A 19,239-nucleotide genomic window follows, 5' to 3' on the forward strand; every position below is an offset into this window, starting at 1 on the left:
TCACGTCTGCAAGGACGCCAATATGCTGGAGACCTTTGCGCGCAGTTCCGGCTCGCGTGTGATCTCCAGCATGGCACTCAGACTCTTGCGAGTGCCGGCGACGTCGCCGCCGATGAGTTCGAGACGCGCCCGCTCCCACCAGGCATGACCGGAGTCGGGCGCTACGAGAGTCATACGGTGGTAGAGGGTGAGCGCACGGCGCCCCTCCCCTGCCGCTTCCGCCCGCGTCGCCTCGTTCAGCAACAGGCGGACCAGAATCGCCCGGTTCGACATGGTGGCAACGTGGCTGGCCGCAGCGATCCGCCCGGGATCCATCGTTTGTAACAGTACGACGAGTTGATCGCGATCGACGGCCTCGCCTCCGCGAAACGGATCGATCATGACCGGAACCGCTTCTTCGCCGAGCAACACGAGCACATGGCCCGGAACGTCGAGCATGTTCGCCGTCCAACCCAGCCGCCGCGCCGCCGCGACGTAGAGGATCGACAGGCTCACCGGCAGCCCCCGACGGCGTTCGATAACGCGGATCATGTCGGTATTGGCGGGATCGTCATACGTCGTTCGATCGCCGACAAAACCGAACTCGTCGCCAAGGACATTGGCGAGAAGCCGGGCCTGCGACTTGGCGTCACGCGCCTCACCGCCGATTGCGGCCAGCCTGTCCGCGATCGACTGGAACACATTCAGCACGCGATCGGGATCGACATTGGGATGATCGGGCATCGCCAACGCCAGCGCCGCCTCGTCGAGAACGACGTCGTCGTCATTGATAAGGCCGAGACGGATCAAATCATCATGCATCCCGACAACATGGTAGCGCCGCCACCGTCCGCAACGCGTCCGGCACCATGAAACGAATATCTCTTCGCGCGGCGTCGTCCGCACAGTGCAGATTCGTTGGACGAATAGAGTAAGACTTCATGATTCTCGGGTGCGTAGACCGGTTGCGAACTGCGAAGCGGCGTGGCCGAGTTATTCGTACCGCAAGGCTCGCGCAGGCTCGCTGCGCGCGACCCGCCATGCCTGACCGAAGATCGTTGCCGTCGCGATACTCCCGGCAAACACGATTGTCCCCACGAACAGCCAGGGGGATAGCGCGACCCGATCGTCGAACCCGGCCAACCAGCGGGTCATCGCAAGGTATGACACCGGTACGGCGATCACTCCGGCAACGAAGACCGGAACTAGGAACTGCGCGATCAACAGCGTCAGGACGTCGCCGGTCGAGGCCCCGAGCGTCTTGCGGATACCGATCTCCTTGATCCTCCGCGCGGTGTCAAATGCGGCTAGGCCATAGAGACCGATACAGCCGATCGCGACGGCGAGCACTGCTCCGATCATGAACAGGTGCGACCGTTGCGCATCGGCGCGGTAATAGGTGTCGTATAATTGTCGATCCACCGGCAACGCGACAAAGGGTATGGCCGGCGCGATCCGCCGCCAAAGCGTCTCCATTGCAGCCGTCAACTGGCGACCATCGCCGGCATGACGGACGGCTAGGGCGGGGTTCGAAAGGGTCTGATCGCGTTGGTAATAGGCTTGCGGTTCGACCGGATCGCGGGGTGATTTGAACCGCATGTCATCAATGACCCCGACGACGGTGGCGCTATTTTCCGTGCCCGCGTTGCTGGCGTCGCGGACGGTACGGCCGATCGCCGCCTGTGGGGTGGCGAAACCGAGCATTCGCACCGCGGTCCGGTTCAGCACGATCGCGTTCGCACCGGGTACCTTGCGTAGCGCGTCGTCACCGCGATAGCGGTGCGCATCGAGAAATCGTCCGGCGAGCAGATGCGCGCCATAGGTCGCAAAGAACCCCTGCGCGACGTCGGCACGCACGATCATCGGCTCCGTGCCGGTTGCACCCTCGCGGTGCATCGCCGCGATTCCGAAGCTGCCACCGGTCGGTGCCACCGCCGATTGCGCCACCGCCATGACACCGGGTAGTCGCGCAACCGCGGCCATGAACGCCCGCCGCTGACTATCGTCGACGGCCTGGTCCCCGAACATGCGTAGAGCGATCAGCCCTCCACGATCGAATCCGACGTCCGAAGCCTGGAGATGGCGCGTTTGGGCTACCAGCACCGCGGTACCGATCATCAACCCGATCGCGACTCCAAATTGGCCGACTACCATCGCGCGACGCAGCAGCGTTCCCGCACGATGCCCACCCGGCGAACGGACCGACGCAAGCACCGCCGCCGGCTGGAACCGCGCCAGGATGAACGCGGGATAGATGCCGGCGACCAGCCCGACCGCGAGGATCAGTAGCATAAGCGGCGGCACGATCGATCCCGTGCCGATATACGTCATCGACAGCGTCGTACCGCCAGCGACATTGACCAGCGGCAACGCCAGTTCGGCAAGCGCCAGCCCGATCAGCCCAGCCATTGCCGCGGTCACCATCGCCTCGCCGACGAACTGCGCGACGAGCCCTTGGCGGGTCGCGCCGACAACCTTGCGGATTGCGACTTCGCGCGCACGCAACCCGGCGCGGGCGGTGGCCAGATTGACGTAGTTCACGATCGCGATCAGCAGCGCGAGGACGCCGACTGACCCCAAGGCACCGACGACGATCCGGTCGGTCGGGTTCGCCAGATGAACATCGGCTACCGGTACCAAGCTTTGCTTCAGCACGTCGCGCGGCAGGTCCGCGAAATTGAGACCGGGATGGCGGCGTAGGAATGCCGGAAACATCGCAGCCCTTCGCGCCCCGGCCTGTGCATCGGCAAAGCGGAGGAAGGTGACCACGCCCGACCCGCCTGCCAAGCCGACATCCACGCTTGGCAAGGCGATGTAAACGGAGTGGCGGTACGTCATCGCAGCCGGCGGTTCGGCGATCACCGCTCCGACCTGGAACGGCGTCGCCTTGCCATCGACTATCAGCATCAGCGTGCGTCCGATCGCAGGTCCCTTGCCGAAGTAGGTTTCGGCGATCCGCTGCGTGACCACCGCGCCATCGGGGGTCGCGAGTGTTGCATGGGGGTTTCCGGCGATCGCTGACAGGGGAAACAGTGTAAAATAGGCCGGGTCTACGCGGGCCACCTTTTCCTTGGTGAGCATAGTGCCGGTCTGCACCGGCATCGAGTCCTCCAGCAACCGCGCGCCGTCGACCTCTGGCCAGTCGCTCTCGATTTGGCCGAGCAGCGGCATCGGCGAGGGAATGGCCATTTCCGGAGACCCTGGAAACTGCATCGTCTGCTTGACGACGCGGACCCGCTCCCATCCCGGCAACACGCGGTCGTAGCCGGTTTCGAAGCGGACGAAGAGGAACAGCACCAGGAACACCGCGATGCCGAGCGCGAGCCCGCCGATGTTGAGCACCGCATATAGCCGATGCCGGGTAAGCGAACGGTACAGCGTCAGGAAGGCTGAGGACATCGATCTGCCCCTATTCGTGGCGCAGCGCGCGGGCGGGCTCGGCACGGGCGACGCGCCAGGCCTGCCCGAAGACCGTGCCGCTCGCGATCAGCACCGCGGCGAGCGAGGCACCGACGAAGAACAGCGGCGACAGCGCGATCCGGTCGTCGAACCCGCCGAGCCAGCGCTGCATCGCGACATAAGCGAGCGGCCACGCGACGAGGTTGGCGAGGATCACGGGTCGCAGGAACTGCCCGATCAGCAGCCGCAGCACCTCGGCGGTCGAAGCACCGAGCGTCTTGCGGATACCGATCTCCTTCACGCGCCGCGCAGTGTCGAACGCCGCCAGGCCGTAAAGCCCGATGCAACCGATCAGGACCGCCAGCACCGCGCCGATCGTGAACAGTCGAGAGCGTTGCGCGTCGGCCTTGTAATAGCGCTGGTACAGATTGTCCTCGACCGAGCGCGCCTCGAACGGAACGCCGGGAACGACGCGTTTCCACGCCGCCTCGAGCGCCGTCATCATCGTCTTCGCATCGCTGCCGGCATAGCGCACCGCCGCAAACGGCGAGAGGATATCGACCGTGTTGTAGGTGTAGGCGACCGGCGTGACGGCATCGCGCGGGCTCCTGAAGCGCAGGTCGTCGACCACGCCGATGATCGTCGCGTCCCGCTCGCCATCGTTGATCGCCTGTCCCAGTGCCGCGGCCGGCGACGCGAAGCCCAATGCGGTCACCGCGGTCCGGTTGATCACCACGTTGGGCCCTGCCCGCTTGCGTTCGGCCGTCGTCAACAGGCCGCGGTCGTCGGCATGCGCGGCGTCGAACAGGCGCCCCGCGACGAGACGCGCGCCGTACACGCGGAAATAGTCGCGACCGGTACCGACATCCATCAACGATATCTTGCCGCCGGACGTGCCTGCGCGGCTGTACCCCGAGAAATTGGTCGTGCTCTGGTCGCCCGGGGCATTGTTGGCGACGGTGACGCCGACGACGCCGGGCGCCGCCGCGAGGCTGCGCAGGATCGCAGCGCGCTGTGGGGAGTCGATCCCGCCGGTCATCAGCGAGCGGACGATCATCAAGCCGTCGCGACGAAAACCGAGATCGGCGTCACGGATATGCTCGGTCTGTTTGAGCATGACGCCGGTGGCGATGGCGAATGCGATCGCGATCGCGAACTGTACGACCACCAGCGCGCTTCGCAGCCTCGTGCCGCTACGCCCACCACCGGGCGCGCGCGTCGAGGCGAGCACCGCCGCCGGGCGAAACCCCGACAGTACGAACGCGGGATACAGCCCCGCGACCAGTGCTATGCCCAGGACCAGCAGGACCAGCGGCAGGACGACGCCGTCCCAACCGACGTAGCGGATCGCCAGCGACGTTCCGCCAAGCGCGTTGACGAACGGCAGCGCGATCTCGGCAAGCGCGAGCCCGATCAGCGCCGCCACCGCGACGGTCGCCAGCGCCTCGACCAGGAACTGGCGGATGAGCGACCGCCGCGTGCCGCCCAGCACCTTGCGCATCGCCACTTCGCGCGCGCGCAACCCGGCACGCGCGGTGGCCAGATTGACGTAGTTCACGATCGCGATCAGCAGCGTCAGCAGCCCGACCGCCCCCAAGGTCGTGACGATCGCGCGATCGCCCGGACTATACAGATGCATCGCGGTCAGCGGTCGCAGCGACTGGAAATACTCGCCTTTCTTGAGATTGTGGTCGGCATAGGCGTGGCGATCGAGAAAGGCTGGCAATTGCGCCTCGAACGCCCGCGCTGCCACCGCATCGGGAAACCGCAGGAATGTGGTGAGCGACGCGCTGCCCCAATGCTCCCACCATTCGTTACCGAAGCGAGTCCGTGAGATTTGCGCGAACATCTCGCTCTTGAAGGTTACGTCGTCGGGCATGTCGCGCAGCACCGCCCCGACCTTATAGGGATAGGTCGTCCCATCGATCGACAGTTGCAGCGTTCGGCCGATCGCCGACTGGCTCCCAAAATATTTCAGCGCGGTCTTCTGCGTAACCACCAGGCCGTTCGGATCGGCGAGCGTTGCTGCCGGATCGCCCTCGATCGCGGGAAAGCGCATGAGATCGAAGAAGTTCGGGTCGACCGTGCCCAAATCCTCGGCGGTCGCCTGCCCGCCCTGCTGCACCGTCGCCGCCATGTTCATGTAGCGCGTGCCGACCAGCTGCGGATAGTCCGCCTGCAGGATCTTGAGCTCGCTGCCCATCGTGTTCGGATTGGTGTCCGCCGGATAGCCCGGCATCACATAGCGTTCCTCCATCACCCACAACCGGTCTTGTTGCGGCAATACGCGGTCGTACCCGGTCTCGAATTGCACGAAGAGGAACAGGACGAGGAACGTCGCGATCCCGAGCGCGAGACCGCCAATGTTGAGCAGCGCGAACAACCGGTGATGCGCGAGCGAGCGATAGAGACTGGTGAGCGCGGACATGGCGGTTCCTTCAGGCGTCGCTTGCGGGCTTGGAGTTGGGCTTGCCCCCGGGCTTGGTCGCAGCGAGGTGGCGGACGAGGACCACCACGAGCAGCATCAGCACGATCATCTGGAGCGAGCGGCGCATCAGGCGGCGCGCCGTGCGGACGACAGGATGCGGCCGTCGAGCATGTGCACCGTCCGCTTGGCGATGTCGGCGTGCGACGGGCTGTGCGTGACCATCACGATCGTCGCGCCCTCCGCATTCAGCTGGCCGAGGATGTCCATCACCTGTGCGCCGTTCTCGGTATCCAGATTGCCGGTCGGCTCGTCGGCGAGGATCAGCCGCGGCTCGCCGACGATCGCGCGGGCGATCGCGGCGCGCTGTTGCTGGCCGCCCGACAATTGGTGCGGGTGGTGACGCTGGCGGTGGGCGATGCCGACCCGGTCCATCGCTGCCGCCACGCGGTCTTTCTTCTCGCGCGCGGGCATCGTCCGATAGGCGAGCCCCAGCGCGACGTTCTCGGCGATCGTCAGCTCGTCGATCAGGTTGAAGCTCTGGAACACGAAGCCCAGCCGGTCGCGGCGCAGGCGGGCGAGCTCGGCTTCGGGTGCGCGTGCGATATCGGCGCCTTCGAACAGATAGCGCCCGTCGGTCGGCCGGTCGATCGTGCCGATGATGTTGAGCAAGGTCGACTTGCCGCACCCCGACGGCCCCATGATCGCGACGAACTCCCCGGCCTCGACGAGCAGGTCGATACCGCCGAGCGCGGTCGTCTCGATCTCGTCCGAGGCATAGGTGCGGCTGAGGTCCTGTAGCTGGATCATATCGAATCCTATCGGATGAGGAGGGTCTGGAAGGGGGTGTAGGTGCCGAGCGCGGTGGTCACGATCCGCTCGCCGGGGGCGAGGCCGGAGACGATCTCGACCTGGTCGGGATTGCGCCGACCGGTGACGATCGCGCGCCTGACGGCCTTCTTGTCGCCGTCGAGCACGAACGCGGTGGTTCCGCCCGCATCGAGCCAGCCGCCAGAGGGCGCGACCACCGCGGGCCGGTCCGCGCCGAGCACGAGGCGGACGTCGAGCGTCTGGCCGCGGTTCAGTCCCGTGGGTGCAGCCCCACGAAAACCAAGCTCGACGCGAAACCGGCCTTCGGTCACCTGTGGCAGGATCTTGATGACGGACATCGGATAGCTGCGTCCGTCGATATCCGCGGTCGCCGCCAGCCCGGCCCGGACGCGTCCGAGGTAGAATTGATCGACATCGGCGGTCAGCTTCCACTGTCCTTCGGAGTCGATCTGCCCGACCGGGTCGCCGGCCTTGAGCGTCTGGCCGGGTTGCAACGTGAAGGCGGTCAGCCGTCCCGCGACCGGCGCACGCAGCACCAGCGCGGACAGGCTCGCGCGGACCATCGCCAGGCTTTCGCGCAACTGCCGCGCGGTCGCGGCGATCCCCGAGGACTGATCCGCCAGCGTCGCGCCCGCCTCGGCAGTCCCGCGATCGAGCGCCGAAACACGCGCCTGCTGATAGCCGACATCCTCGCGCACCGGATCAATCGCAGCGCGCGTGATGATCCCCCGATCGAACAGCACCTGCTTCTGCGCGAGCAACGTCCGCGCCTTGGACAGCGCGTTGCGTGCCTCGGCCAGATCGCGTGCGCCATCCTGCCTGGTGTTCTGGACCGACAGCCGCTGGCCGCTGATCGCGCTCAATTGCCCGACGATATCGGCCGAGCGGCTGGCGACGTCGAGTTCGAGCGATGGATTGGACAGGCGCGCGAGCGGCGTGCCGGCCGCGACCATCGCGCCGTCGCTTGCGGCGAGTTCGGCGACCTGTCCGCCCGAGATCGCGGTGACGAACACGGTCCGCAACGGCGCCACCTCGGCGCGGAGTGGCACGAAATCGCGGAACGGTGCGCGCACCACATCGCCGGTGCGGATCGCCGCGGCATCGACGGTCAGCGCATTGGCGCCGGGCATCAACACCCACAGCAGCACCGCCACAGCCAGCACGGCGAGTAGAAGCGCACCGCGCACGATCCGCTTGCGCCGCCGGGCGTGCGGACGCTCGATACGCCGGTCCATCGCGGCACCGGTTCCTGTAGGGGTCGTCTCCGTCATGCGGACAGTGTACGGGATCGAACGAAGCGAACCTAAACCGCTGTTATTAGGCAGCTTTCTTGAGGACAGCACCGGAGCAGTCACTGCTACTGTACCAACTGTCCGTTTCCGGACACTATGCCGGTCATGTCAACCGAATCGCATATCCTGGTCATTGACGACGATCCCGACATCGCCAAGGCGGCGCGGTTGTTGCTCGAGCGGCACGGGATGCGCGTGTCGACCGCGGCGAACCCGGAGGCGGCCTGGGTCTTGCTCACGGGCGAACCGATCGACGTCATCCTGCTCGATCTGAATTTCGCGCGCGGGCGGACCACCGGCGAAGAGGGCTTCACGATGCTCGACCGGCTGATCGCCGCGGACGCGCGCGCGGTCGTGATCGTCGTCACCGGGCATAGCGGGATCGCGGTGGCAGTGCGAGCGATGCGCAGCGGCGCGACCGATTTCGTGATCAAGCCCTGGAACAACGAACGGCTGCTGACCACGGTCGAGCGCGGTCTGGCGCTGCGCCGCGCGAGGCCGGAGACCGCCGCGACACCGCCTGTCCATGACGGCATCCTGCTCGGCGAAAGCGCCGGGATCGCGCGCGCGCGCGACCTGATCGCCCGCGTCGCGCCGACCACCGCGCCGATCCTCGTCCACGGCGCTGCGGGCACCGGCAAGACGCTGATCGCCCGGCTGATCCATCAGGCCTCGCCGCATGCCCATTTGCCGCTCGTCACACTGGATGCCGAGGCGGCGGACGCCGCGGCTATCGCCGAACGCACTGCGGCCGCAGCTGGTGGGATGCTGGTGATCGACCATATCGACCGACTGCCTCGCGCGCTCAACGGCGTTCTGCTGGCTGCGTTAGATGGCATTCGCGTCATAGCGACCGCGCGGCTGGATCGCATCGGGATCCGGGCGGCGATCGGCGAAGACGTGCTCGACCGGGTCGCCACGATCGAGATCCCGTTGTCCCCACTCGTCGATCGCGTCGGCGACGCGGTGGTGCTCGCCCGCCATTTCCTGGCGCTGTTCGCGTACCGCCATGGCCGGCCGACCATAGCGCTCGACGAAGATGCGGCGCGCGCGATCGCCGCGGATCGCTGGCCCGACAACGTCCGCGGTCTGCGCCAGACGATCGAACGCGCGGTACTGCTCGGCAATGGCGACCTCATGCTGTCACCCGCCACCGCCGAGCCCGCGGCGTTCGCACCCGACCTGTCGCTGGCACGTAACGAAGAGTCCCTGATCACCGCAGCGCTCGAACGCCATGCCTTCAACGTCAGCCGTGCCGCCGCCCAGCTCGGTCTGACGCGCGCCGCGTTGTATCGACGGATGGCGCGCTATGGCCTCTGACCAGGCGCGCGCGATGTTGCGCGCATTGGTGATCGCCGCGGCCGGTGCAGGCGGCGCGGTTGCCGCCATGCGCGGCCTGTACGCCACCGCATTGCTTGCCGCGCTGATCACGGTCTGGATCGCCGCGCTCGACCTGGTCGATCGCGGTCCTCGACGGCCGCCGGCACCCCCGCCCCCCGCGCCCGTTTTCCCCGGAGAAGAGGAACGGCGCCGCCTGAACGCCTATCTCGATCTGTCGCCCGCCCCCCTGGTCGCGCTTGACGACGGTCGGCTGCGCGTCGTCAACCGCGCCGCGCGGCGCTTGCTCGGCGCGAGCGATCTGGTCGCCGATCCACCCGAGGGGCTCGTCGCGGCGCTGTCGGAGACCCGCCCCGGACGGACCGTCACGATCGACATCGGCCAAGACGCCGACGTCCGCAGCTTCGCGCTCGCCACCGGCGATCTCGCGCTGACCGGCCGGATGACGCGGATCGGCGCGCTGATCGACATCGACGCCGAACTGAAGGCGGCCGAGGCTGCCGCATTGCGCGATCTCGTCCAGGTGCTGAGCCATGAGATCGTCAACGCGCTGACCCCGATCGCCTCGCTCGCCGAGACCGCGGTGGCGATGCTCGACGATCCCGAGCCCGCGCTGCCCAAAATCCGCGAGGCGATCGAGACGGTCGCGCGCCGCGCCGCCAGCCTGCATCGTTTCGGCGAAAGCTACCGTACGCTCGCAAAGCTGCCCTTGCCGATCCCCGCGCGGATCCCGCTCACGGGATTTGTGAACGACCTTACGGCGTTGTTCACGATCAGATGGCCCCACATCGCCTTCACCGCCGATCTTGAGGAGGCGCCGGCGTTTCTGCTGGCCGATCCCGATCAATTGACCGCCGCAATTTGGGCGGTGCTGCAAAACGCAGCGGAGGCGTTGGACGCCACGCCCACTCCTCACGTCACGCTGGCTGTCCAGGCCCGCGTCGGCGAAACGCGCATAACCATGACGGACAACGGACCCGGTATTCCTGCTGAGAACCTGAAGGACATCTTCCGACCCTTTTTCACGACGAAACAGGCGGGCAGCGGAATAGGGCTGGCCCTCGCTCGCCAGATCGTTCGCGGCCATAGCGGCGACCTTACGCTCACCCATTCCCTCGCGGGGCAAACCCGGTTTGAAGGCATCCTTCCGTCGGTCGTGGCGCCGTGATGGCAACGCCGTCGAAGCCGTTGTACCGCAATCACGCTTGGCTTGCGCTTGCGTGTTACCGCTCCCACTAATACTGCATGCGCAACGCTCGCCGGCCCCGACGTGATGATCCGGCGGGCATCGACTGACCTGGAGAATTGATATGGACGGCACCTTCCCGATCGGCGCGCGCGCCGTGAGCAGCGACGTCACCTTCCTCGCGATCGACCCGTCGACGGATGCGAAGATCGAGCCCGCGTTCGCCGTGTCGAGCGAGGCCGATGTCGCCGAGGCGTGCACGCTCGCCGCAGCCGCGTTCGACATTTTCCGCGAGATCGATCCCGAGGCTCGCGCGGTATTTCTCGAGACGATCGCCGACGAGATCGAGGAGATCCACGAGCCGCTCGTCGCGCGCGCGATCCAGGAAAGCGGCCTGCCCCGCCCACGTCTCGAGGGTGAGCGCGGTCGTACCACCGGCCAGCTTCGCCTGTTCGCCAAGCATCTGCGCGCCGGCACCTGGGCGTCGGTCGTAATCGACGAGGCACAGCCCGACCGCAAGCCGATGCCGCGGTCCGATCTGCGCCAGCGCCGGATCGCGGTCGGCCCAGTCGCTGTGTTCGGGGCGTCGAACTTCCCGCTCGCCTTCTCGGTCGCGGGTGGCGACACCGCGTCGGCACTCGCCGCCGGTTGCCCGGTCGTGGTCAAGGGTCACCCCGCGCATCCCGGCACGTCGGTGATGGTCGGCAAGGCGATCCAGGCCGCGGTCGCCAAGTGCGGCTTGCCCGAGGGCGTGTTCTCGCTGGTGCAGGGTCCGGCGAACGAACTCGGTGCGGCGCTCGTCACCGATCCGCGGATCAAGGCGGTCGGCTTTACCGGGTCGCGTGGCGGTGGCCTCGCGCTGGTCAAGCTCGCCGCAGCGCGTCCCGAGCCGATCCCGGTCTATGCCGAGATGAGCAGCATCAACCCGGTCATCCTGTTCCCCGCCGCGCTCGCGGCGCGCGGCGAGGCGCTCGGCAAGGCGTATGTCGGGTCGCTGACGATGGGGTCGGGTCAGTTCTGCACCAACCCCGGCATCGTCGTCGCGGTCGATAGCCCCGATCTCGACGTGTTCGTCGAGGCAGCGGCTGCCGCCCTGGGTGAGGCCGCGCCGCAAGTGATGCTCACGCCCGGCATCCATGCCAGCTACGAACAGGGCGTATCGGCGCTTGCCGGGCACGACTCGATCGAGACTCTCGCGCGTGGCACCGAGGCCGAGGGCGCAAACCGCGGTCGCGCCGCGCTGTTCTCGACCACGGGCAAGGCGTTCGTCGCCGATCCGGCGCTGTCGCACGAAGTGTTCGGGGCGGCCTCGATCATCGTCCGCTGCGCCGATCTCGCCGAGGTCCACAGCGTTCTCGAAAAGATCGAGGGTCAGCTGACAATCACGCTGCAGATCGACGAGGGCGACTATGCCGACGCCGCCGCGCTGGTGCCGGTGCTCGAGCGCAAGGCTGGGCGCATCCTCGCCAACGGTTGGCCGACGGGTGTCGAGGTTGCGCCGGCGATGGTGCATGGCGGCCCCTTCCCGGCGACGTCGGATCCGCGCACGACGTCGGTCGGCACCGCGGCGATCGAGCGCTTCCTGCGCCCGGTCTGCTATCAGGACCTGCCGGATGCGCTGCTGCCCAAGGCAGTCAAGCACGGCAACCCGCTGGGCCTGCCGCGCACCGAGGGCTGATCGACTCGAAGTGATAGGGAAGAGGGCGCTGCCGTACGGAAGCGCCCTCTTGGGTTCTGCCGGTGGTGCGGTGTCCGGCGGAAGCTGCTGCGCCCGACGCATTCAAACGCCGTCACCCCAGCGAAAGCTGGGGTATCAGGCTTGGCGCAAGGATCGCTCGTCACGGGGATACCCCAGCTTTCGCTGGGGTGACGGGTGTCTGGATACGGCGCATGCCACCCCCTAACCACGCGAATTCATTGACACGCGTGCGCCGCATACGCACTAGTCCGGCATGACAACCCCAGTCGCGTCGCGCACCATTTCCCTGCCAGACGACCTTGCAGGCTATATCGACGATCTCGCCGCCGCCGGCCACGGCGACGCCACCACGATTCTCCGCACCGCGCTCGAACGGATGCGCGACGGCGAAGCGACATCGTCGAGCGAAAGCCTGATCGGTGGCGGCGAATGCGGCATGCTGGTCCGCCAGCGCGACTGGAGCGCGACCTCGCTCGGCCCGATCGACTCATGGCCCGCCGAGCTCCGCGTCACGCTCGCCAACATCCTCAACTCGCCGGTCGCCAAGGTCGTGATGTGGGGTCCCGAGCACATCATGCTCTACAACGACAGCTACCGTGCCGTCGCCGGCGACCGCCATCCCGCCGCGCTCGGCAGCCCGGTCGCGACCGCGTTCCCCGAAGTCTGGGACTGGAACCGCGCCGTCCTCGAAGCCGGCTTTCGCGGCGAGACCGTCGCCTATCGTGACCAGCCGATCCTGTTCCAGCGCCACGACGGACCCGAGACGCTGACGCTCGACCTGTTCTACACGCCCGTCTACCGCCCGCATGCCGGCGTCGGCGGCGTGCTCTGCACGATGGTCGACAATACCGGCCGGGTCGAAGCCGAGCACCGTCTCGCCGCCAGCGAAGCCGAACTGCGCCGGATCACCGATGCGGTGCCCATGCTGATCTCGTACATCGACCGCGATCACGTCTACCGCCTGGCGAATGCGCAGTACGAGGAGTGGCTGGGCGCCAACCCCGAAGCCATGATCGGCAGACCCGTCCGCGACGTCCTCGGCGACGCGGTCTATCAGGATCGCCGCCCCTCATTCGACCGGGCGCTGGCCGGCGAAAGCTTCACCGCGCAGACCGTCTTTCCGCACCGCGACGGTCGCGCGCGCCGTGCCGAATTTCGTTACGTGCCACACATCGCGGCGGATGGCGCGATCCCTGGCATCTACGTGCTCGGCATCGACGTCGAGGAGCGCGCCGAGCGCGAAGCGGCGATCGGCATCAGCAACGGTCGCTTCCGCACCGCGATGGACGCGGTCCACGGCGTACTCTGGACCAACAGCCCGGATGGCCGGATGATCGGCGAACAGCCCGGTTGGGCGGCGCTGACCGGCCAGTCGATCGACGAATACCAGAATTTCGGCTGGGCCGACGCGATCCACCCGGACGATGTCGCGTCGACGATCAAGGCGTGGACTGCCGCCGTCCTCAGCAAGTCGATGTTCGTTTTCGAGCACCGCGTCCGTCGGCACTGCGGGACGTGGCGCACTTTCGCGGTACGCGGCCTGCCGATGTTCGACCACGCCGGCGAAATCCTCGAATGGGTCGGCGTCCACACCGACATCACGCATCAGCGCGCTGCCGAGGCCGCCTTGCGCGAACAGGCCGAGGCGCTCTCGCGGCAAGTCCGCCACCGCGAGCGCGCCGAGGATCAGCTCCGCCAGCTCAACGAGACGCTCGAAGCGCGCGTCATCCGCGAGATCGACGAACGTCGCCAGGCCGAAGCCAAGCTCGCCCAGTCGCAGAAGATGGAGACCGTCGGCAAGCTCACCGGCGGCGTCGCGCATGATTTCAACAACCTGCTCCAGGTCGTCTCGGGCAACCTCCAGCTGCTCGGCAAGAACCTCGCGGGCAACGCGCGCGCAGAGCGCTGGGTCGAGAACGCGATGGCCGGCGTCTCGCGCGGGTCGAAGCTCGCCGCGCAGCTGCTCGCGTTCGGGCGTCGCCAGGCGCTCGAGCCCAAGGTCGTCAACGTCACGCGGTTCGTGCGCGGGATGGACGACATGCTCCGTCGCGCGATCGGCGAAGGCATCGAGATCGAGACGGTGGTCGGCGGTGGCCTGTGGAACACCTTCATCGACCCCGCGCAGATCGAGAATGCGCTCCTCAACCTCGCGATCAACGCGCGCGACGCGATGGAGGGCCAGGGCAAGCTGACGATCGAGCTCGGCAACGCGCACCTCGACGACAGTTATGCACAGGGTCATGACGAGGTCGAGGCAGGACAATACGTCATGCTCGCCGTGTCCGACACCGGCACCGGCATGAGCCCGGAGATCATCGAAAAGGTCTTCGAACCGTTCTTCTCGACCAAGAGCGAGGGCAAGGGCTCCGGCCTCGGCCTGTCGATGGTCTATGGCTTCGTCAAACAGTCTGGCGGCCATGTGAAGATCTATTCCGAGGTCGGCGAAGGCACCACGATCAAGCTCTATCTGCCACGCGCGATGGAGAGCGAGGACGTCGAGGTCGTCGCCGATGCCAGCCCGATCTCCGGCGGCACCGAGACCGTGCTGGTGGTCGAGGATGACGACGAGGTGCGCGGCACCGTCGTCGAGCTGCTCACCGATCTCGGCTACAGCGTGCTGAAGGCAGTCGACGCGGCCAGCGCGCTGAACGTGGTCGAGAGCGGCGTGCCGATCGATATCCTGTTCACCGACGTCGTGATGCCCGGCACGCTGAAAAGTCCTGAACTCGCGCGGAAGGCCAAGGAACGCCTGCCCGATCTCGCGGTGCTGTTCACGTCTGGCTATACCGAGAACTCGATCGTTCATGGCGGCAAGCTCGATGCGGGTCTCGAGCTGTTGTCGAAGCCATACACGCGGGAAGCCCTTGCGCGGAAATTCCGCCAGGTGCTCGCCAATCGCCAGCGCTCGGGCAGCCCCGCCGCCAAGGCCGCGCGCGACGCACGGATCGAGGCCGATCGTCGGCTCGACACGCCTGCCCGCCGCACCGTGCTGCTGGTCGAGGACGACGCGCTGATCCGCGCCAACACCGCCGAGATGTTGCAGGGCAGCGGCTTCGTGGTGGTCGACGCGGCGAGCGCGGAGGACGCGATGACCGCGCTCCAGACCGTGCCGATCGATGCGCTGGTCACCGACGTAAACCTGCCGGGCGTGTCCGGACCGGACTTTGCACGGACCGCGCGGGCGTTGCGGCCGGGCGTCGGCATCGTCTTCGCGACGGGGGATACGGCGTCGGTCGCGGACGAAACCGATGCGATCATGCTGGAGAAGCCTTACGGCCTAGACGCGCTGGCGGCCGCGGTGCTGGCATCGCTCGGCGAAACGATCCTTGCGGATCCGCTCCAGGCCGCAACACCGACGGTTCGCCTGACCGACGCAGAATAGAACGCCAGTCGATCCTCCCCCGCCAGGGGGAGGATCGAGATGTTATCGGTCCGCGGTGACTCACATCAATTGCGCCCTCGCTCTCCCGCCCCATATTCTGGTCGAAGGTCGCGCCCAGCGACTGAAGGATGTGATTTGACCGAAGACCGCGGCAGCAAAGCCAGCGCAGGACGCGCGATCCCCAGTGGCCGTCTCGCCCGTATCGGGGTCTTCGGACGTCTCGCCGGTGGTGTCGCCGGCGGGGTCGTTGCCGAAGGTGCACGGCGGCTCGCCAGTGGCGAACGTCCGAGCATGGGCGACCTGCTGCTGACCCCCGCGAACGCCACGCGCGTCGCCGATCAGCTCTCGCACCTGCGCGGCGCGGCGATGAAGCTCGGTCAGATGATCTCGATGGACGCGGGCGACATGCTCCCGCCCGAACTCGCGACGATCCTCGCCAAGCTCCGCAACAATGCGCACCACATGCCGCCACAACAGCTCGACCGCGTGCTTGCCACCGAATGGGGCAAGGACTGGCGGCGTCGCTTCGCGCATTTCCAGGCGCACCCGGTCGCCGCCGCGTCGATCGGCCAGGTCCATCGCGCGCGCCTGCCCGACGGATCCGAACTGGCGATCAAGGTCCAGTATCCCGGCGTGAAGGACAGCATCGACGCCGATGTCGACAACGTCGCCACGCTGCTCCGCGTGTCGGGGCTGTTGCCCAAGTCGCTTGACATCGCCCCGCTGCTGAACGAGGCGAAGCGCCAGCTCCACGAGGAGGCCGACTATCTGCGCGAGGCGACGATGCTCGCGCGCTACGGCGAACTCCTGGCGGGCGAGAGCGCGTTTGTGGTGCCGTCGCTGGTCGCCGACCTGACGACACCGCGCGTGCTGGCGATGAGCTTCGTCACCGGCGTGCCTGTCGAGTCGCTCGAAACCGCCCCGCAGGCGGTGCGCGACCGGGTAATGCATGATCTGATCTCGCTGGTCCTTCGAGAATTGTTCGACTGGCGGTTGATGCAGACCGATCCGAACTTCGCCAATTACCGCTGGCAGCCCGATACCGAAAAGCTCGTCCTGCTCGATTTCGGTGCGGCGCGCCCGCTGCCTGCGGAAACCGGCGAAGGCTATCGCCGCCTGCTCGCCGCCGCACTGGCTGGCGACCGCGATGCGGTTCGCGAGGCCGCCATCGCTGCGGGTTTCCTCGGCGAGGCGGCGGTGGTCCGGCATCGAGCCTTGGTCGACCGGATGATCGACGTGATCCTCGGCGAGCTCGCCAAGCCCGGCCCGTTCGACTTTGGCGACCGCGCGTTCGTCGGCGTGCTCCGCGAGCAGGGCACCGAAATCGCGCGCGATCGCGAGACCTGGCACCTCCCGCCGATCGACACGCTGTTCGTCCAGCGCAAGATCAGCGGCACGGCGTTGTTGGCTGCTCGACTGAAGGCGAAGGTCGATATCCGGACGATGGTCGCCGCCTATTGCGGCGCACCGCCGGTCGACTGACTGGATCTACTCGACAAACGCCGACGTTGCGCGCTGAAGCGCAGCGGCAAGTTCGCCCATCGAATACGGCTTCCGCAACAAATCGAATCCGTGCGAGCCCTCGCGCGAAATGACCTCGCTATACCCGCTGGTCAGCAGGATCGCGGTCTCGGGATAGCGCCGGCGGATCTCACGCCCGAGCTCGATCCCGGTCATGCCCGGCATCATCACGTCTGAAAAAACGACATCGAACCTCGTGGTTTGCCCGTCGAGCACGTCGAGCGCTTCCTCGGCATCGCGCGCGAAAACGATGGCATGACCCAGATCGGCAAGCGCCGAGATCGCAAAATTGCCGACATCGGGATTGTCCTCGACCACGAGAATACGCAGCGAGACCTGCTCGGGACAGATGGCCGGCTCCGGATCGGTGATGATCGGGGTCATATTACGCTCGCGCGGGAGGTACAGCGCGAACGTCGCGCCTTCGCCCGGGACGCTGTCGACGATCACTTCACCGCCCGATTGCTTGACGAACCCGAAGACCTGGGACAGCCCAAGTCCGGTGCCGTGGCCGACCGCTTTGGACGTGAAGAACGGTTCGAAGATGTGCTCGATATGCGCAGGGTCGATGCCCGTGCCGGTATCGCGGATCGCGATCCTGACGAAATCCCCATCCTGTGCCGCGTGACCGCGGACCGCAGGAATACGCTGCGCGGCATCGACGTCGATCGTCAGGCGGCCGCGCTGGTGCATCGCATCCCGCGCATTGACCGCCAGGTTGACGATCGCGGTCTCGAGCTGGCTGGCGTCGGCGTTGACCAGGCAAGGCTCGTCGGGAAGCCGCATCGACACCTCGATAAAGGCGCCCGACAGCGTCGCGATCATGTCGGTCATCCCGTGCAGGATCGTCCGCGCATCGACGATGGTCGGCGTCAGCGACGATCGCCTGGCGAACGCGAGCAGCTGGTTCGTCAATTTGGTCGCGCGGTCGGCGGTATCGGCGATCGCGGCGATATAGCGCGTCCGGCGATCCTCGGTCAGGTCGGGGCGCTTGAGCAGATCGGCCGATCCGCGGATGACCGTCAGCAGGTTATTGAAATCATGCGCGATCCCGCCGGTCAGCTGGCCCAGCGTCTCCATTTTCTGGGCCTGGCGAAGCGCTTCGTGCGCCTCGGTCAACTCCAGCGTACGCTCGACGACGCGCTGCTCCAGCGTGTCGTTGACGTCCTGCACCGCCTTGAACAGCCGTGCATTGTCGATCGCGATCGCCGCCTGCGCCGCGACCCCGACCAGCAGCCGTTCGTGCCGCTCGGTGAACCGCCCAACCGCCGAATGCCCGAACAGCAATCCGCCGAGCACGGCCCCCGATCGCGACGTCACCGGCACCGACAGATAGCTGCGGACCGGCAGGTGCCCCTTCGGCATTCCGTAATGCGGCGCGCTGCGGCCATAGCGCGGATCGGCGAGAATATCGTCCGAGCGGATCACGCCTTCGTTGCGGAAGGTCGGGCCGAACACCGCGGTCGCCCGCGGGCGCCCGAGCGTTTCGAACGCCGCGCGCTCGGCGCCGGCCAGCGTGAACAGATGCAGCTTCTCGCCCGTCTCATCCATCAGGTTGTGGAAATAGGCACCGAACTGCGCACCGGTCAGCTTGACGCCCGCATCGGTCACCATCTGGATCAGCGGCTCGAGCTCCAGTTCGGCCGCCAGCGCCGCGCCGGTGAGGTTGAGCGTCTCGAGCGTGTGCGTCTCTCCCCGCAGCCCGCGCTCGGCGAGCACCGCGTCGGTCGTCTCGACGACGACGGCGAGCACCCCGCCGGGCACGCCGTCATGATCGAGCACCGGCGAGTAATTGAGATCGAGAAAGACCGCGTGATCGTGTGTCGGAAAATATTGCGACATCTCCTGTCGCGCGAACGACAGCGTTTCGCCGGCCAGGCAGACGCGCAGGACATGCTCGTTGAACGTCCGCGCCTCGGGCCATGCATCGTGGACCGTAGCCCCCAAACCCGCGGGGTGCCGGGCGCCGACGATGGCGGCATAGGCGTCGTTGTAGATCATGACGCCGTCGCTTCCCCACAGCAACGCCATCGGCACCGGCGCCCGCAGGATGATCGAGGTCGCGGTCTTGAGGTATTGCGGCCAGCCGTCGATCGGTCCGAGCGGGGTTGATGCCCAGTCCGTCTCGCCGATCAGCGTCGCCAGTCGCCCGCCGTCGCCCAAGAACGCGAATTCCTTCGACACCAT

Annotated in this window: 11 protein-coding genes; 5 read left to right on the top strand and 6 right to left on the bottom strand. The window is 67.0% G+C overall.

The features are described 5' to 3' along the window. The 5 genes from C8J40_RS10990 to C8J40_RS11010 all read right to left on the bottom strand — a co-directional run bounded on the left by C8J40_RS10990 (window position 1) and on the right by C8J40_RS11010 (window position 7,905). The gene (locus tag C8J40_RS10990) at window positions 1-801 is read right to left on the bottom strand and encodes a transglutaminase-like domain-containing protein (RefSeq protein WP_132897072.1); all 801 of its coding nucleotides are present in this window, start codon (window positions 799-801) and stop codon (window positions 1-3) included. Window positions 802-972: 171 nt separating this feature from the next. Beyond that, window positions 973-3,378: an ABC transporter permease gene (locus C8J40_RS10995; RefSeq protein ID WP_132897073.1), complete on the bottom strand. Its 2,406-nt coding sequence runs from the start codon at window positions 3,376-3,378 to the stop codon at window positions 973-975. Window positions 3,379-3,388: 10 nt separating this feature from the next. After that, window positions 3,389-5,806, bottom strand: a complete 2,418-nt coding sequence (locus C8J40_RS11000) for an ABC transporter permease (RefSeq protein WP_132897074.1) — start codon at window positions 5,804-5,806, stop codon at window positions 3,389-3,391. A gap of 126 nt (window positions 5,807-5,932) precedes the next feature. After that, window positions 5,933-6,613: an ABC transporter ATP-binding protein gene (locus tag C8J40_RS11005; RefSeq protein WP_132897075.1), complete on the bottom strand. Its 681-nt coding sequence runs from the start codon at window positions 6,611-6,613 to the stop codon at window positions 5,933-5,935. Between the two features lie 8 nt (window positions 6,614-6,621). Then, the gene (locus tag C8J40_RS11010) at window positions 6,622-7,905 is read right to left on the bottom strand and encodes an HlyD family efflux transporter periplasmic adaptor subunit (protein ID WP_243693337.1); all 1,284 of its coding nucleotides are present in this window, start codon (window positions 7,903-7,905) and stop codon (window positions 6,622-6,624) included. Between the two features lie 126 nt (window positions 7,906-8,031). On the opposite strand from C8J40_RS11010, the gene C8J40_RS11015 reads away from it, so the two are divergent. The 5 genes from C8J40_RS11015 (at window position 8,032) to C8J40_RS11035 (ending at window position 17,013) form a co-directional block, all read left to right on the top strand. Then, window positions 8,032-9,246, top strand: coding sequence for a response regulator (locus tag C8J40_RS11015; RefSeq protein ID WP_132897077.1), 1,215 nt, complete (start codon window positions 8,032-8,034; stop codon window positions 9,244-9,246). Continuing rightward, window positions 9,236-10,432: an ATP-binding protein gene (locus C8J40_RS11020; protein WP_132897078.1), complete on the top strand. Its 1,197-nt coding sequence runs from the start codon at window positions 9,236-9,238 to the stop codon at window positions 10,430-10,432. Before C8J40_RS11015 ends, C8J40_RS11020 begins: the two co-directional genes overlap by 11 nt. Window positions 10,433-10,574: 142 nt before the next feature. After that, the gene (locus tag C8J40_RS11025) at window positions 10,575-12,128 is read left to right on the top strand and encodes an aldehyde dehydrogenase (NADP(+)) (RefSeq protein ID WP_132897079.1); all 1,554 of its coding nucleotides are present in this window, start codon (window positions 10,575-10,577) and stop codon (window positions 12,126-12,128) included. 274 nt (window positions 12,129-12,402) lie between these two features. Beyond that, a complete protein-coding gene (locus C8J40_RS11030; protein ID WP_132897080.1) occupies window positions 12,403-15,531 on the top strand; it encodes a PAS domain-containing protein in 3,129 nt (1,042 codons plus the stop codon). Between the two features lie 135 nt (window positions 15,532-15,666). Beyond that, window positions 15,667-17,013, top strand: a complete 1,347-nt coding sequence (locus tag C8J40_RS11035) for an AarF/ABC1/UbiB kinase family protein (protein WP_132897081.1) — start codon at window positions 15,667-15,669, stop codon at window positions 17,011-17,013. 6 nt (window positions 17,014-17,019) lie between these two features. On the opposite strand, the gene C8J40_RS11040 is transcribed toward C8J40_RS11035, so the two are convergent. After that, on the bottom strand, window positions 17,020-19,236 hold the full coding sequence (locus C8J40_RS11040; RefSeq protein WP_207901202.1) for an ATP-binding protein: 2,217 nt from the start codon (window positions 19,234-19,236) through the stop codon (window positions 17,020-17,022). Window positions 19,237-19,239 lie beyond the last annotated feature (3 nt).

This window comes from Sphingomonas sp. PP-CC-3A-396 (genome assembly GCF_004343105.1).
Taxonomy (GTDB): Bacteria; Pseudomonadota; Alphaproteobacteria; order Sphingomonadales; family Sphingomonadaceae; genus Sphingomonas.